This is a genomic window from Kitasatospora sp. NPDC018619 (genome assembly GCF_044391605.1).
GTDB lineage: Bacteria > Actinomycetota > Actinomycetes > Streptomycetales > Streptomycetaceae > Kitasatospora.
The window spans coordinates 28,559-42,707 of record NZ_JBISAI010000013.1; the positions used below are offsets into that span (position 1 = coordinate 28,559).

The window sequence follows — 14,149 nt, forward strand, 5'->3', positions numbered from 1 at the left end:
GACAGGGGCAGGGCGCGGCGGGGAGGACCAGACCATGGGCGGGGCGGGACAGGGAGCGGAGACGGCACGCGTACGGCCCTGGGTGCGGGCGGCACTGCGATGCGGAGCCGTCCTCGCGGCCGCGGCGCTCGCGCTGCCGGTCGGCGCCCAGGCGGCCTGGGCCGTACCCGACCCGGGGACCGGCCAGTCCGTGGCCGCCGGCACCGACCCGCTCGCCGAGGCCAAGGCGACCCTCGGCCCGCTGCTCGACCGGCTGCACGCGCTCTACCAGGACGCCGAGGCCGCCACCGAGCAGTACAACGGCGCCGTCGCCAAGGTGACCGAGCAGCAGACCTCGCTCACCGACCTCCAGGGCCGGCTGGAGCGCCAGCAGAAGCAGGTCGACGCCGGCACCGACATCGCCTCGCAGCTCGCCGCCGCCCAGTACCGCAACGGGGCGGCCTCGGCCTACGCCGAGCTGCTGCTCTCCAAGGACCCGTACGAGGCGGTCGTCATCGCCGAGCTGCTCGCCTCGGCCAGCCGCTCGCAGTCGGAGTTCCTGGACCGGCTGAAGGGCGACCGGGACGCGCTGGACGGGCTGAAGAAGCAGACCGAGGAGGCGCTGAGGACCTCCCAGGAGCTGGCCGCCCAGCAGGACGCGGCCAAGGCCAAGGCGGCCGCCGACCTCGCCGTCGTCGAGCAGACCGTCTCCTCGCTGACCGGCGCCCAGCGGGCCGAGCTGGAGCAGCTGGAGAAGGCCAAGGCGGACGAGGCACAGCTCGCCTTCCTCGCTTCCGGGGCGCTCGGCAAGGGCGAGCGCACGCCCTCCCTCCAGGGGCGCGCGGCGATCGCCTTCGCGCTGGGGCAGGTGGGCAAGCCGTACCTGTGGGGCGGCACCGGCCCGGACGCCTACGACTGCTCGGGCCTCACCTCGCAGGCCTGGCTGCACGCCGGCCGGCCGATCCCGCGCACCAGCCAGGAGCAGTGGGCGCAGCTGCCGCACGTGGCGCTCAACCAGCTGCGGCCGGGCGACCTGGTGGTGTACTTCCAGGACGCCTCGCACATCGGGATGTACATCGGCGGCGGGCTGATCGTGCAGGCGCCGCGGCCCGGGGCGTTCATCAAGATCTCGCCGATCGGCTCGATGCCGATCCTCGGCGCCGTCCGGCCGGACCCGTCCGGCGCGGCGGACGAGGCCGGCGGCGCGTGGAAGGTGCCCGACCTCCCGGCGGGCTGGGACGCCGTCACGCCGATCGCGCCGAGCCCGGCCGGCCAGGTGCCGGCCCCGCCCGCCCCGCCGGCACCGGGCGGCGCGGTGACGCCGCCGGCCGTGCCGGGCACGCCGTCCGAGCCGCCCACCACGCCGGCCACGCCCACCGACCCGGGCACGCCGTCCGGCGGCACGCCGAGCACGCCGGGCGGCACCGGGACGCCGACCGGGCCGGGCACCCCGGCCCCGGCCCCGACCCCGACCGGGCCGGGCACCCCGAGCGGGACGGGCACGCCCACGCCGACCGGGACGGGCGCGCCGACCGGCGCCGCCGGCTCGGCGACCGCCACGGCCCCGGGCACCGCGACGGCGACGCTGCCGCTGGGCACCCCGACGCACTGACCGCGCGGCCCGCAGGCCGCCCCCGTCCACCGGACGCGGGGCGGCCTGCGGGCCGTTCCGGGGCGGGCGGACCCTCCGGTCAGGCGCCGCTGTCCGGGTCGAAGCGGATCACGACGGCCTTGGAGGTGGGGGTGTTGCTGATGTCGGCGGTGGAGTCCAGCGGCACCAGCACGTTGGTCTCGGGGTAGTAGGCCGCCGCCCCGCCGCGGGCGACGGGGTAGTGGACGACCCGGAAGTGCGGGGCGCGGCGCTCCACGCCGTCGCTCCACTCGCTGACCAGGTCGACGTACCGGCCGTCGGGCAGGCCGAGCTCCTCGGCGTCGGCGGGGTTGACCAGGACCACCCGGCGGCCGCCCCGGATGCCGCGGTAGCGGTCGTCGAGGCCGTAGACCGTGGTGTTGTACTGGTCGTGCGAGCGCAGGGTCTGGAGCAGCAGCCGGCCCGGCGGGACCTCGGGCGCGGTCAGCGGGTTGACGGTGAAGTTGGCCTTCCCGGTCGCGGTCGGGAAGGTGCGGGAGTCCCGGGGGCCGTGCGGCAGGGTGAAGCCGCCGGGGCGGCGGACCTTCTCGTTGTAGTCCTCGAAGCCCGGGACGACGCGGGCGATCCGGTCCCGCAGGGTGTCGTAGTCGGCGGCGAAGTCCTCCCACGGCACGGTGTCCCGCGGCCCGAGCACGGCGCGGGCGAGCCGGCAGACGATCGCCGTCTCGGAGAGCAGCCCGGGCGCGGGCGGGCGCAGGCCGCCGCGCGAGGCGTGGACCTGGCCCATCGAGTCCTCGACGCTGACGAACTGGGCGCCGGAGCCGGTGACGTCCCGGTCGGTACGGCCGAGGGTGGGCAGGATCAGGGCGCGGGCGCCGGTGACCACGTGCGAGCGGTTGAGCTTGGTGGAGACGTGGACGGTCAGCCGGCAGCGGCGCATCGCGGCCTCGGTGACCGCGGTGTCCGGCGTCGCCGCGACGAAGTTGCCGCCCATCGCGAAGAAGACCTTCACCCTGCCGTCGCGCATCGCGCGGATGGTGTCCACCGAGTCGAGGCCGTGCTCGCGGGGCGGCTCGAAGCCGAACTCCGCGCCCAGCGCGTCCAGGAAGGCGGTGCTCGGGCGCTCGAAGATGCCCATCGTCCGGTCGCCCTGGACGTTGCTGTGCCCGCGCACCGGGCAGACCCCGGCGCCGGGGCGGCCGACGTTGCCGCGCAGCAGCAGGAAGTTGACCACCTCGCGGATGGTCGGCACGGCGTGCTTGTGCTGGGTGAGGCCCATCGCCCAGCAGACGACGACCTTCTCGGACTTCAGCACCAGCCGGCCGAGTTCCTCGATCTGCTCCCAGGGCAGGCCGGTCGCGGCGAGCACCTCGGCGCGGTCGGTCGCCAGCGCCTGGGCCTCGAACTCCTCGAAGCCGTGGCAGTGTTCGGCGACGAAGGCGCGGTCCACGCCGTCCGCCTCCAGGACGATCCGGTTCAGCGCGCGGAACAGCGCGAGGTCGCCGCCGAGGCGGATCTGGAGGAAGAGGTCGGTCAGCCTGGTGCCGTGGCCCACCAGCCCGCGGGCGTGCTGCGGGTTCTTGAACCGCTCCAGGCCGGCCTCCGGCAGCGGGTTGACGCTGACGATGGTGGCGCCGGCCCGCTTGGCGCGCTCCAGCGCGGAGAGCATCCGGGGGTGGTTGGTGCCCGGGTTCTGGCCTGCCACGATGATCAGGTCGGCCTGGTAGAGGTCCTTCAGGCTGACGCTGCCCTTGCCGACGCCCAGCGTCTCGGTGAGCGCCGAGCCGGAGGACTCGTGGCACATGTTGGAGCAGTCCGGCAGGTTGTTGGTGCCGAGCCGGCGGGCGAACAGCTGGTACGCGAAGGCGGCCTCGTTGCTGGTCCGGCCGGAGGTGTAGAAGGCGGCGCCGTCCGGGGTGTCCAGGGCCTTCAACTCCTCGGCGATCAGCGCGAAGGCGTCGTCCCAGGAGATCGGCGCGTAGTGGGTGGCGCCCTCGTCGAGCAGCATCGGCCGGGTGAGCCGGCCCTGCTGGCCCAGCCAGTAGCCGGAGCGCCCGGCCAGGTCGGCGACGGAGTGGGCGGCGAAGAACTCGGCGTGCACCCGGCGCTCGGTGGCCTCCTCGGCGACGGCCTTGGCGCCGTTCTCGCAGAACTCCGCGGTGTGCGGCTTGTCCGGCTCCGGCCAGGCGCAGCCGGGGCAGTCGAAGCCGTCCTGCTGGTTGACCTTGAGCAGGGTGGCCAGGGTGCGGCGGGCGCCCATCTGCGCGGCGGCCATCCGCAGGCTGTGGCCGACGGCGGGCAGCCCGGCGGCCGCGTGCTGGGGCGCGGACACCTCGGGGGCGTCCTGGGCCGGGTCGCTCTGCGGGGCCTGCTTGGCCATGGCCGCTCTCCTCGGGCTCTGCTGGTGCGGGCCGCCGCACCGTCGCGGGGCTCTCCGTCCATCCTTCCACCTGCCCGGTGGCGCCGGGAGGGCCCGGTGGCGAGGGGGCCGTCCGCACCGGGGCCGGTCGGCGTGGGTAGAGTCCGGGCGTCATGGCGGGAGGGGAGGGCGCGTGCGAGTCGGGGACGTCCTGGACGGCCGGTACGAGCTGGTGGAGCGGCTCGGGCAGGGCGGCTTCGGGGTGGTGTGGCGGGCCGAGGACACCCGGATGGGGCGGCCGGTGGCGGTCAAGGTCATCGGGCACCACGGCGGGGACCGGGCGAAGGCCGCGCTGCGGTTCGTCCGGGAGGCCGGCGCGGCCGGCAACCTCTCGCACCCGCACATCGTCACGGTGCACGACCTCGGGCAGTGCGAGCTCGGCGGCGAGCAGGTCACCTACCTGGTGATGGAGCTGCTGACCGGCCGCACCCTGACCGAGGTGCTGCGGGCCGGGGTGCCCGAGCCCGCGCTCAGCCTGCGCTGGGGGCGGCAGATCAGCGGCGCGCTGGCGGCCGCGCACGACGCGGGCGTGGTGCACCGGGACATCAAGCCGGACAACGTGATGGTCACCGACGCCGGGCAGCTGAAGGTGCTGGACTTCGGCATCGCCCAGCTGGACACCGGCGCGGGCGGGCTGACCACCACCGGGACGATCGTCGGCAGCCCGGCGTACATGGCGCCCGAGCGCTGGACCGGCGGCCGGGTGGACGGCCGGGCCGACCTCTACGCGCTGGGCTGCGTCCTGGTCGAACTCTTCACCGGCGCACGGCCGTTCGGCGGGGACTCGACCCCGGTGCTGATGTACCGGCACCTCAACGAGGCGCCCGCGCCGCTGGATCCGGCGCGGTTCGGGCTGCCGCCGCAGGTGGCCGGGCTGGTCGCGGAGCTGCTGGCGAAGGATCCGGCGGACCGGCCGGCCGACGCCCGTACGGTCGAGCGGCGGCTCGCCGGGTCGGCGGGGTGGCCGGGCGGCGGGGCTCCCGCGCCGGCTCCGGTGCCGGCGGTGGCGGAGCGCCCCGGGCCGGTGGTGCCGCCACCGCCGAGCACCCCGCCGGCGGTGCCGGCGCCGCCCGTCGTGCCCGCGCCACCCGTCGTGCCCGCGCCGCCGTTCGCCTCCGCGCCGGTCGCACCGCCCGCCGTTCCGTCGGTGCTGCCGCCGCTCACCACGCCGCCGGTGACGGCCGCGCCGCCGTCCGAGGCCGTCCGGGCCGGGCTGCGCGAGCGGCGGTCCGCTGCGTACCGGGCCGTGACGCCCGGCGAGTCGGCGATGCTCCTCCAGGCCCTCGCCCAGGAGTGCGTGGCGGCGCTCGGTGCGAACGACCGGGACACCCTGTGCACCTGGCGGGACTTCGCCTGGTACCTCAGCCGGACGGGAGACCTGGACGGCGCGATCCGGCTGCTGACGGCGCTGGTCGGCGACATGCGCTCGACGCTCGGCCCGACCGACCCGGACACCCTCGGCGCCCGCTACCACCTGGTCTGGTGCGTCGGCGAGAGCGGGGCGCCGGTCACCACCGTCCGGCTGATGAACGAGCTGCTGCCGGACCTGCACGCCGCCTGGGGCCCGTACGACCCCCGGGTGCTGAAGGCCCGGCACGACCTCGCGCTGCACCAGGCCAACCGGGGCGACCTCCAGGGCGCGGTGATCCGGCTGCACGGGCTGCTGCCGGACCTCGCCCGGGTGCTGGGCGAGCACCACCCGAGCACCGCGCAGGCCTGGCAGGACCTGGCCGGCTACCAGCAGCAGCTGGCCCGGGCCGGCCGCAAGGGGCCGGGCCCGCGCCGCCGGACGCCGCGGATCGCCCCGGCGGAGGCGCTGGTGCTGGTCCGGCGGCTGCGGGTGTGGGACTTCGCCACCGACGAGCAGGCCCGCGCCTGTATGGAGGCGCTGGACCGGGGGATCGGTCTGAAGGGCGTCGCGGACGTGGTGTTCGACGCGCCGGACCACGTCTCGGACGAGGACCTGGTGGAGGAGATCTTCAGCGCCTGAAGAGCTCCGCGCCCGCTCCCGCGCCCGCCTCCGCCGTCCCCGCCCCCGCCGTCCCCGCCCCCGCCCCCGCCGCTCATGCCGCCAGCGCCCGGGCCGCCGGCAGCGCGGCCAGCGCCCGGAGCAGGGCGCGGGCGGCCGAGTCGTTCTGCCGGAAGCCCGGGGCGTCGGTGCGCGGACGGGCGAAGGCGGCGGCCGCGCGCAGGCTGGTGTGCGGCCCGAGGGCGGTGCGGCGCGGGTGCGGGGCGCCGCCGAGGGCCGGGTCGAGCAGCCGGCTGTCGGCGGGGGCGATGGTGACCAGGCCGGAGCGGTGGGTGTAGTCCGGGTCGGTGACCACCTCCTCGACGATTCGCCCGGTGCGGTGCAGGTCGCGCAGCAGCGGGTCCAGGGTGCGGGCCAGCGCGTGCCTGGGCAGGTACGCCTCGACCAGCGCCGTGGCGGTGACCCGGTGGCCGGGCACGGTGGAGCCGCGGGCCCGCCAGGTGCCGCTCGCCTCGTCCCGTTCGACCCGCAGGTCCGCGCCGAGGAAGCGCACCACCCCGGCCTCGGCGAGGGCGAGCAGCTGGCGCAGCCGGAAGCCGGGCGGGCCGGAGGCGAGGAAGCTGAAGTAGCCGAAGAACCACTCGTCCACCTCCTCGGCGATCGAGCGGGCGGTGAGCCGGCCGCTCGCGATGATCCGGGGGAGCTGGCCGAACAGCGAGAGCAGGGCGAGGAAGGCGCCGAGGTCGGCGCTGTGCGCGGGGTCGGCGCGGCGGTCGGCGTCGGCGGTGACGTACGCCCGCAGGTGCGCCTGGAGCTCCTCGTCGCTGCCGAGTTCGAGGCCGGCCAGCGGGTGGTCGAGCCGCTCGAAGTCGATCCGGTCGGCCGGGTCGGGGACGGCCTCGGCGATCAGGGCGGCGAGGGCGGGGGAGTACCAGCCGTGCCGGTCGTAGCGGGCGAGGAACTCCGGCCAGGGCAGGGCGGTGCGCCGGGGGTGGGCGTGGAACAGCTCGTGGTAGTGCCCGAAGGCGATCTCCTTGGCCATCAACGGCCAGAAGTCGCGGCGCAGTTCGAGCCGCCCGCCGGTGGCGAGCACGGCGTCCACGGCGGCGGCGTCGAAGTACCGGGGGAGCGGGGCGCGCGGCCCCTGGAGGCGGTAGCCGGTCTTGGCGTGGTACGGGACGCCGCGCCGGGAGCCGAGGTGGAGCACCGGCTCGCGGCCGGAGGGGAGGTAGCGCAGCGCGGGCCCGTCCCCGACGGGTTCGAAGCGGCCGCCGCGGCCCTCGGTGAGCAGGGCGACCAGGTCCACCGAGGCGAGGCCGAGGCCGCGCAGCACCACGTGCTCGCCGGGGGCGAGGGCGGCCAGGTCGTCGGCCGCGTCGGCGGAGTAGGCGGGCGGGAGGTGGAAGCGGCCGTGCCGGGCGGCGAACTCGGCGTCGGCGGCGTAGCGCGGGTGCGGGGCGGAGTCGAGGTGGCCGAGGGTGAGCACGACGTGGTCGGCGGTGAGGGCCCGGTCGGTGAGGTGGACGGTCTGCGGGCCGTCGGCCGGGCCCTCGATCCGCCGGACGGTGTCGCGGTGGACGGTGACCGTGACGTGCGCGGGCAGTTCGGCCACGGCGCGGCGGAACACCCAGTCCAGGTAGGCGCTCTGGGCCCGGCGGGTGGGGAAGTCGGTGGGCGCGAGGGTGCGCAGCTCGGCCCGGACGGCCGGGTCGGCGACCTCCCGGTAGGGCGCGAACTCCTCCTGCCGGGGCGCCCATTCGGCCAGCGAGGGGCCGGGGCGGACGGGCCCTTCGAGGGTGGAGCGCTCGTCGGTGAACATGGTGACGTCCTCGGCCATCGAGTTCATCCGCAGCAGCGGGGACTGGTCGTGGCGCCAGATCCGGCCCGCGCCCGGCGGGTACGGGTCGACCAGGTGGATGGCCAACGGCCGCTCCGGGGGCAGGAGTTCGGCGGCGTTGGCGGCGATCCGCTCCAGCAGCGCGGTGCCGCGCGGGCCGGCGCCGACGATCACGAGCGCCGTCATGCCCGCGCCGCCTTCGCGAGGGCCGCGCGGGCGCGTTGCAGCGGGGTCGGTGGCAGGCCGTCGCGGTCGGCGCCCCGGGCGAAGTGCCGTTCCACGTAGTACTGGCCGACGGACAGCAGGGTGGTGACCACCAGGTACCAGAGGGTGGCGACCACCAGCATCGGGATGACCCGGTACGACTGGAGGTAGACCAGCTGCACCGAGTAGAGCAGGTCGGAGACGGCCAGCACGCTGACGATGCTGGTGCCCTTGAGCGCGCCGATCAGCATGTTCCCGGCGCTCGGCACGATCGCCCGCATCGCCTGCGGCACCACGATCCGGCGCAGCACCCGCCACCGGCCGAGCCCGAGCGCGGCGGCCGCCTCCAGCTGGCCGCGGTCCACGGAGAGGATGCCGCCGCGGATCACCTCGGCGGCGTACGCGGTCTCCAGCAGGGTGAGGCCGATGACGGCGGTGAGCGTGGGGCCCATCAGGTTGACGGTCTTGACCGTGACGAACTCGGGGCCGAACGGGATGCCCAGGCCGAGGGTCGGGTAGAGCGCGCCGATGTTGAAGAAGAACAGCAGCTGCACCAGTGGCGGGGTGGAGCGGAACACCCAGACGTAGCACCAGCTCAGCGTGCGCAGCACCGGGTTGGTGGACAGCCGCATGGTGGCGAGCAGGGTGCCGAGCAGGAAGCCCAGGGCGAGGGTGGCGGCGGTCAGCCAGAGGGTCAGGGCGAGCCCGTCGAGCACCGAGCGGGCGGTGAACCAGTCGGCGACGACGCCCCACTGGAAGGCCCGGTTGCGGACCACCGAGTTGACGGCCATCGCGGCCAGCAGCAGGGCGACGGCGGCGGCGGCCCACTGCCCGGGCTTGCGGCGGGCGACGATCCGGGCCTCGGGGGCGGGCGGGTCGGCGGGGCGGTCGAGGAGGGAGGGGGCGGGCAGGACGTCCGGCGGGGTGGCCATGGCGGGCGGCTCCTGGGCGGAGTGCGGGCGGGGAGGGGTACGGCGGTCGTCACGTACGCGGGTGCGGCCCGTGTCCCTCAACACGGCCGCGGGGCACTGCACTCCGGGCTGATCGTACGCATGCGCGATCGACGGCTGTCAAGGGCGGCCGGAGTGCGGGGACGGGCCGGTCGCGGCGCGTCGGGAAAGCGACAGGAGATCGCAACAGTTCGGCAATGATGGGTGGTTGACGGACCGAACGGTCGACTGTTCAACTTGGGGCCATGTACGCCGAGCAGCCTCTGGTCACCCGCGACCACATCGACTTCGGTCGGGTGTGGTCCGCGGCGTGTCGCGGCTGACCCGGCAGCGGGCCGCCCGTCCGGCCTGATCCCCGGCGGGGAGCCCTCCCTCGGTCCGCCCCGTCGCGGCCGGATCCGTCGCCGTCGCCCGGCGACGCGTCCGGCGCCCGCTGCCGCCGACGACTCCGCACTGCGCTCCGGCCCTCCCGCGTTCCGGCAGTCCGCTGCCGCACTCCTGCCACGTCCACCCGTCACGTGCCCGACGGCCGCCCCGGCGCGGCCCGCTCCGGCGTCCCCGGCCGTCGGCCGGGAGGTGCCCCGGCCGAGCCGCGGCCCGTCCGCCGTCCACCCGCGGCCCGACCGCGACCCACCGGACTTCCACCCACCCGAAAGGTTCCGCCATGCCCGTCGAGTTCCTCGGCATCGCCGCCACCGGCGACGGTTCGGAGAGCAACGCCCGCACCACCGCCGCCTTCGACCGCGACTACACCCTGCGGCTGGCCCGGGCGCACGAGGACCACGGCTGGGACCGGGTGCTCTTCGCGTACGGGGCCGGCGCCCCGGAGCCGGCCGCCGCGGCGGCCTTCCTGGCCTCGCACCTGGACCGCCTCCAGATCCTGCTGGCGCACCGGCCGAACGTCTCCTACCCGACCTTCGCGGCCAAGACCTTCGCGACGCTCGACCGGATCAGCGAGGGCCGGCTGACCGTGCACTTCATCACCGGCGGCAACGACCACGAGCAGCAGCGCGAGGGCGACTTCCTGACCAAGGACCAGCGCTACGAGCGCACCCGCGAGTACATCGGCATCGTCAAGAAGGCCTGGACCAGCCGGGAGCCCTTCGACCACGAGGGCCCGTACTACCGGTTCAACGACTTCGTCTCGGACGTCTTCCCCGTCCAGCAGCCGCGCCCGGCGGTCTCCTTCGGCGGCTCCTCGGAGGCGGCCTACGCGGTCGGCGGCGCCGAGGCGGACATCTACTGCCTCTGGGGCGAGCCGCTGGCCCGCACCGCCGAGCAGATCGAGCGGGTGAAGGAGGCGGCGCGCGCGGCCGGGCGCACCGACGTGCCGCGGATCCAGGTGGCGTTCCGGCCGATCATCGCGCCGACCGAGGAGCTGGCCTGGGAGAAGGCGCACCGGACGGTGGCCGCGATCCGGGCCCGCCGGGGCGCCGACCGGCCGGGGACGGGCCCGGGGGCCGCGGCACCCGAGAACACCGGCTCCCGGCGGCTGGTCGAGATCGCCGAGGCCGGCGAGCGCTACGACCGCGCGCTGTGGACCCCGACCGCCGCGGCCACCGGCGGGGCGGGCAACTCCAACGCGCTGGTCGGCACCCCGGAGACGGTCGCCCAGGCGCTGCTCGACTACCACGACCTCGGCGTGGACATCCTCTCCGCGCGCGGCTACGACCTGCTGGACGACGCGATCGACTTCGGCCGGTACGTCATCCCGATCGTCCGCGAGGAGGTCGCCAAGCGGGACGCCGAGCGGGCCGCACGGGCCGAGCGGGCCGAGCGCGACCGCCACCAGCTGATCGCGGCGCAGGCGTGAGCGCGGACCGGGCGGCGCGCGCGGGCACGGGCACGGGCACGGGCACCGTCCCCGGCTGGGAGTTCCGCAAGGCCGCCATCGACGACCCGCTGGTCGAGCCGCTGCTGCGCGAGCTCACCCACGAGTACGTCTCCCGGTACGGCCCCGAGGCCCGCCGGGAGATGACCCGCTACCCGGGCGAGGCCTTCGCCGAGCCGCACGGCGTGCTGCTGCTCCTGCTGGAGGACGGCGAGCCGGTGGCCGGCGGCGCGTACAAGCGCTACGACGGCCACACCGCCGAGGTGAAGCGGATGTGGACGCACTCCGCGCACCGCCGCCGTGGCCTGGCCCGCCGGGTGCTGGCCGAGTTGGAGCGTACGGCGGCCGCGGCCGGCTACACCCGCTTCTACCTGACCACCGGGCCGCGCCAGCCGGAGGCCAAGCACCTCTACCTGGCGGCCGGCTACACCCCGCTGTTCGACGTCTCGGCCGATCCGCTGACCATCGGCCCGCTCCCGTTCGAGAAGCGGCTGCCCGCCCCCGGGGAGCAGCCGCCCGTCGGGGAGCACCCGCCCGTCCTGGCCCCGACCCGCTGAAAGGCACCACCCCGTGAGAACCAGCACCGTCCGCCGCCGCCTGCTCGCGACCGCCGCCCTGCTGCCGGTCCTGGCGCTGGCCGCCTGCGGCTCGGACCCGACGATCGCGGGCGCGGCCGCGGCGGGCGGTCCGGCCGCCGCCGCCACCGAGGACCTCGTCTCCGGCCTGCGCACCTCGCAGGCCGCCGCCGCCCTGCTGCCCGAGGAGGTCCGCAGGGCCGGCACGCTGAAGTTCGGCTCGGCCTTCGGCGCGCCGCCCAGCGCCTTCTACACCGACCAGGCCGACCGGAAGCCCGCCGGGATCGACGTGGACGTCTCCGAGGCCGTCGCCCGGCTGCTCGGCCTGACCGTGCAGCGCGAACCGGCCGCCTTCGAGACCATCCTGCCCGCCCTGGACAGCGGGAAGTACGACGTCGGCACCGGCAACTTCGGGGTCACCGCCGCCCGGCTGAAGACCATCGACTTCGTCACCTACATCGACGACGGCCAGGGCTTCGCGGTGAAGAAGGACAACACCGCCGCCCAGCCCGTCACCGACCTCCTCCAGCTGTGCGGGCTGACCGTCGGCACCGGCGCCGGCACCACCTTCGAGACCACCCTCAACAGCCGGCGGAGCGCCTGCGCCGAGGCCGGGAGGAAGCCGTACGAGGTCAAGGCGTTCAGCGAGAGCGGCGCCCTGCTGACCAGCCTCCAGCAGGGCCGGGTGGACATCGAGATGTCCACCATCAACGGCCTGCGCCACCAGGCCGCGCAGGAGGCCTCCGGGACCCGCTTCCTGAACGAGTTCCACCGCCTCGACGTCGGCTTCGCCCTGAAGAAGGGCTCGAAGCTCGCCCCGGCCCTCCAGGCGGCGGTCAACCAGCTGATCGAGGACGGGACGTACCAGCGGATCCTGCGCAAGTGGGGGGTCGCCGAGTCGGCGATCAAGGAATCGCAGATCAGCCCGCCCGAACACGCCTGAGCGCAGGGCCCGTCGAAGGAGTCCCCCGATGACCGTCAGCACCGAAGCACCACCGGCCCGGCCGGGGCCCGCCCCGGCCGCCCCGGGGCTCGACGAACTGGCCGGCCTGCGGACCGTCCCCGTCCGGCACCCCTGGCGCTGGGCCGCCGGGATCGCCGCGCTGGTCGTGCTCGCCCAGTTCGCCCACGGCCTGGCCACCAACCCCGGCTGGGACTGGGCCACCTTCCGGCTCTACTTCACCGCCGACACCATCCTGCGGGCGGTCGGGCGGACCCTCGAACTCACCGCCTACGGCACGGTGCTGGGCTTCGCGCTGGGCACCGCGGTGGCCGCGATGCGGCTGTCCCGCAGCGCGGTCCTGCGGTCGATCGCCTGGGCGTACGTGTGGGTGTTCCGCTCCATCCCGCTGATCGTCCAGCTGGTGTTCTGGTTCAACCTGTCCTACCTGTACAAGCGGTTCGGGTTCGGCATCCCCTTCGGCCCGACCTTCGGCGAGGTCGAGACGGTCGGGGTGCTCGGCGCGCTGGGCGCCGCGGTGCTCGGCCTCGGACTGCACCAGGCCGCCTTCGCCGCCGAGATCATCCGCGGCGGCATCATCGCGGTGGACGCCGGCCAGCGGGAGGCCGCCGCCGCGCTGGGCATCCCGCGCTGGCGGCAGGGCCTGCGGATCGTGCTGCCGCAGGCCATGCGGGCCATCCTGCCGGCCGCCGCCAACGAGGTGGTCTCGCTGCTCAAGGGCACCTCGGTGGTCTACGTGATGGCCATCGGCGAGCTCTTCTACCAGGCCCAGGTGGTCTACGGCCGCACCGGCCGGGTGGTGCCGCTGCTGATGGTCGCCACGGTCTGGTACGTGCTGCTGACCACGGTGCTCTCGGTCGGCCAGTACTACGTCGAGCGCCACTTCGCCCGCGGCGCGCAGCGCACCCCGCCGCCCACCCCGTGGCAGCGCGTCCGGGCCTTCGCCCGGAGCCTGCCGGACCGCACCCGGCCCGCCGCCGCCCGTACCCCCGGAGGACAGTCGTGACCACCCTGGCGAAGCCCGACCCGACCCCGGCCGCCCCGGCCCCGGCCGCGCCGATGGTGCAGGTCCGCGGCCTGCACAAGAGCTTCGGCAAGCTGGAGGTGCTGCGCGGGGTCGACCTGGACGTCCCGGCCGGCTCGGTGACGGTGGTGCTCGGCCCGTCCGGCTCCGGCAAGTCCACCCTGCTGCGCGCCATCAACCACCTGGAGAAGCTGGACCGCGGGCACGTCGCCATCGACGGCGAGCTGATCGGCTACCGCCGCTCCGGCGACCGGCTGTACGAGCTCAGGGAGCGCGAGGTGCTGCGCCAGCGCACCGGCATCGGCTTCGTGTTCCAGAGCTTCAACCTGTTCCCGCACCTCACCGTGCTGGAGAACCTGGTGGAGGCGCCGGTCGCCGCGCTGCGCCGCCCCAGGGCCGAGGCCCGGGCGACGGCGCTGGCGCTGCTGGAGCGGGTCGGCTTGGCCGACAAGGCCGCCGCGTACCCCCGGCAGCTGTCCGGCGGGCAGCAGCAGCGGGTGGCGATCGCCCGGGCGCTGGCGCTGGAGCCGAAGGTGCTGCTGTTCGACGAGCCGACCTCGGCGCTCGACCCGGAGCTGGTCGGCGAGGTGCTGGACGTCATCAGGGACCTGGCCCGCAGCGGCACCACGATGATCGTGGTCACCCACGAGATCGGCTTCGCCCGCGAGGTCGCCGACACCGTGGTCTTCATGGACGGCGGCGTGGTGGTCGAGCAGGGCCCGCCCGCCGAGGTGCTGGACCGGCCGCGGCACGAGCGCACCCGGGCCTTCCTGGCCAAGGTCCTCTGACCTTCCCCCCGCCAACCCCCT

General features: G+C 75.6%; 10 protein-coding genes. 7 read left to right on the top strand and 3 right to left on the bottom strand.

Annotated features, from left to right (window positions below; translation table 11 throughout):
• The first annotated feature begins 34 nt into the window (after positions 1-34).
• The gene (locus ACH5AR_RS21285) at positions 35-1,591 is read left to right on the top strand and encodes an NlpC/P60 family protein (RefSeq protein ID WP_396303012.1); all 1,557 of its coding nucleotides are present in this window, start codon (positions 35-37) and stop codon (positions 1,589-1,591) included.
• Between the two features lie 79 nt (positions 1,592-1,670).
• Here the strand turns inward: ACH5AR_RS21285 and ACH5AR_RS21290 are convergent, their stop codons facing one another.
• Positions 1,671-3,950 carry an FdhF/YdeP family oxidoreductase gene (locus tag ACH5AR_RS21290; protein WP_396303013.1) on the bottom strand — a complete coding sequence of 760 codons (2,280 nt, stop codon included), beginning with the start codon at positions 3,948-3,950 and terminating at the stop codon, positions 1,671-1,673.
• A gap of 172 nt (positions 3,951-4,122) precedes the next feature.
• Here ACH5AR_RS21290 and ACH5AR_RS21295 point away from each other — a divergent pair, with 172 nt between their 5' ends.
• Entirely contained in the window at positions 4,123-5,979 is a 1,857-nt protein-coding gene (locus ACH5AR_RS21295; protein WP_396303014.1) for a protein kinase, read from the top strand.
• Positions 5,980-6,052: 73 nt separating this feature from the next.
• On the opposite strand, the gene ACH5AR_RS21300 is transcribed toward ACH5AR_RS21295, so the two are convergent.
• Both ACH5AR_RS21300 and ACH5AR_RS21305 read right to left on the bottom strand, forming a co-directional pair.
• On the bottom strand, positions 6,053-7,981 hold the full coding sequence (locus ACH5AR_RS21300; RefSeq protein ID WP_396303015.1) for an FAD/NAD(P)-binding protein: 1,929 nt from the start codon (positions 7,979-7,981) through the stop codon (positions 6,053-6,055).
• Positions 7,978-8,931, bottom strand: a complete 954-nt coding sequence (locus ACH5AR_RS21305) for an amino acid ABC transporter permease (RefSeq protein ID WP_396303016.1) — start codon at positions 8,929-8,931, stop codon at positions 7,978-7,980. Before ACH5AR_RS21305 ends, ACH5AR_RS21300 begins: the two co-directional genes overlap by 4 nt.
• A 682-nt stretch (positions 8,932-9,613) precedes the next feature.
• Between ACH5AR_RS21305 and ACH5AR_RS21310 the strand changes: the two genes are divergently transcribed.
• The 5 genes from ACH5AR_RS21310 (at position 9,614) to ACH5AR_RS21330 (ending at position 14,128) form a co-directional block, all read left to right on the top strand.
• The gene (locus tag ACH5AR_RS21310; protein WP_396303017.1) at positions 9,614-10,762 is read left to right on the top strand and encodes an LLM class flavin-dependent oxidoreductase; all 1,149 of its coding nucleotides are present in this window, start codon (positions 9,614-9,616) and stop codon (positions 10,760-10,762) included.
• A 77-nt stretch (positions 10,763-10,839) separates the two neighbouring features.
• Positions 10,840-11,337: a GNAT family N-acetyltransferase gene (locus ACH5AR_RS21315; RefSeq protein WP_396303199.1), complete on the top strand. Its 498-nt coding sequence runs from the start codon at positions 10,840-10,842 to the stop codon at positions 11,335-11,337.
• 13 nt (positions 11,338-11,350) lie between these two features.
• The gene (locus ACH5AR_RS21320; RefSeq protein WP_396303018.1) at positions 11,351-12,298 is read left to right on the top strand and encodes an ABC transporter substrate-binding protein; all 948 of its coding nucleotides are present in this window, start codon (positions 11,351-11,353) and stop codon (positions 12,296-12,298) included.
• Between the two features lie 28 nt (positions 12,299-12,326).
• Positions 12,327-13,322 (top strand): amino acid ABC transporter permease, encoded by a 996-nt coding sequence (locus ACH5AR_RS21325; protein ID WP_396303019.1) that lies wholly within the window; start codon positions 12,327-12,329, stop codon positions 13,320-13,322.
• Between the two features lie 53 nt (positions 13,323-13,375).
• Positions 13,376-14,128, top strand: coding sequence for an amino acid ABC transporter ATP-binding protein (locus tag ACH5AR_RS21330; protein ID WP_396303200.1), 753 nt, complete (start codon positions 13,376-13,378; stop codon positions 14,126-14,128).
• The last annotated feature ends 21 nt before the right edge of the window (positions 14,129-14,149 follow it).

Excerpts from the sequence above, each read along its gene's own strand:
- ACH5AR_RS21330 (WP_396303200.1), top strand. The coding sequence starts at position 13,376 with ATGGTGCAGGTCCGCGGCCTGCACAAGAGCTTCGGCAAGCTGGAGGTG.
- ACH5AR_RS21300 (WP_396303015.1), bottom strand. The coding sequence starts at position 7,981 with ATGACGGCGCTCGTGATCGTCGGCGCCGGCCCGCGCGGCACCGCGCTG.
- ACH5AR_RS21325 (WP_396303019.1), top strand. The coding sequence starts at position 12,327 with ATGACCGTCAGCACCGAAGCACCACCGGCCCGGCCGGGGCCCGCCCCG.
- ACH5AR_RS21285 (WP_396303012.1), top strand. The coding sequence starts at position 35 with ATGGGCGGGGCGGGACAGGGAGCGGAGACGGCACGCGTACGGCCCTGG.
- ACH5AR_RS21310 (WP_396303017.1), top strand. The coding sequence starts at position 9,614 with ATGCCCGTCGAGTTCCTCGGCATCGCCGCCACCGGCGACGGTTCGGAG.
- ACH5AR_RS21305 (WP_396303016.1), bottom strand. The coding sequence starts at position 8,931 with ATGGCCACCCCGCCGGACGTCCTGCCCGCCCCCTCCCTCCTCGACCGC.
- ACH5AR_RS21290 (WP_396303013.1), bottom strand. The coding sequence starts at position 3,950 with ATGGCCAAGCAGGCCCCGCAGAGCGACCCGGCCCAGGACGCCCCCGAG.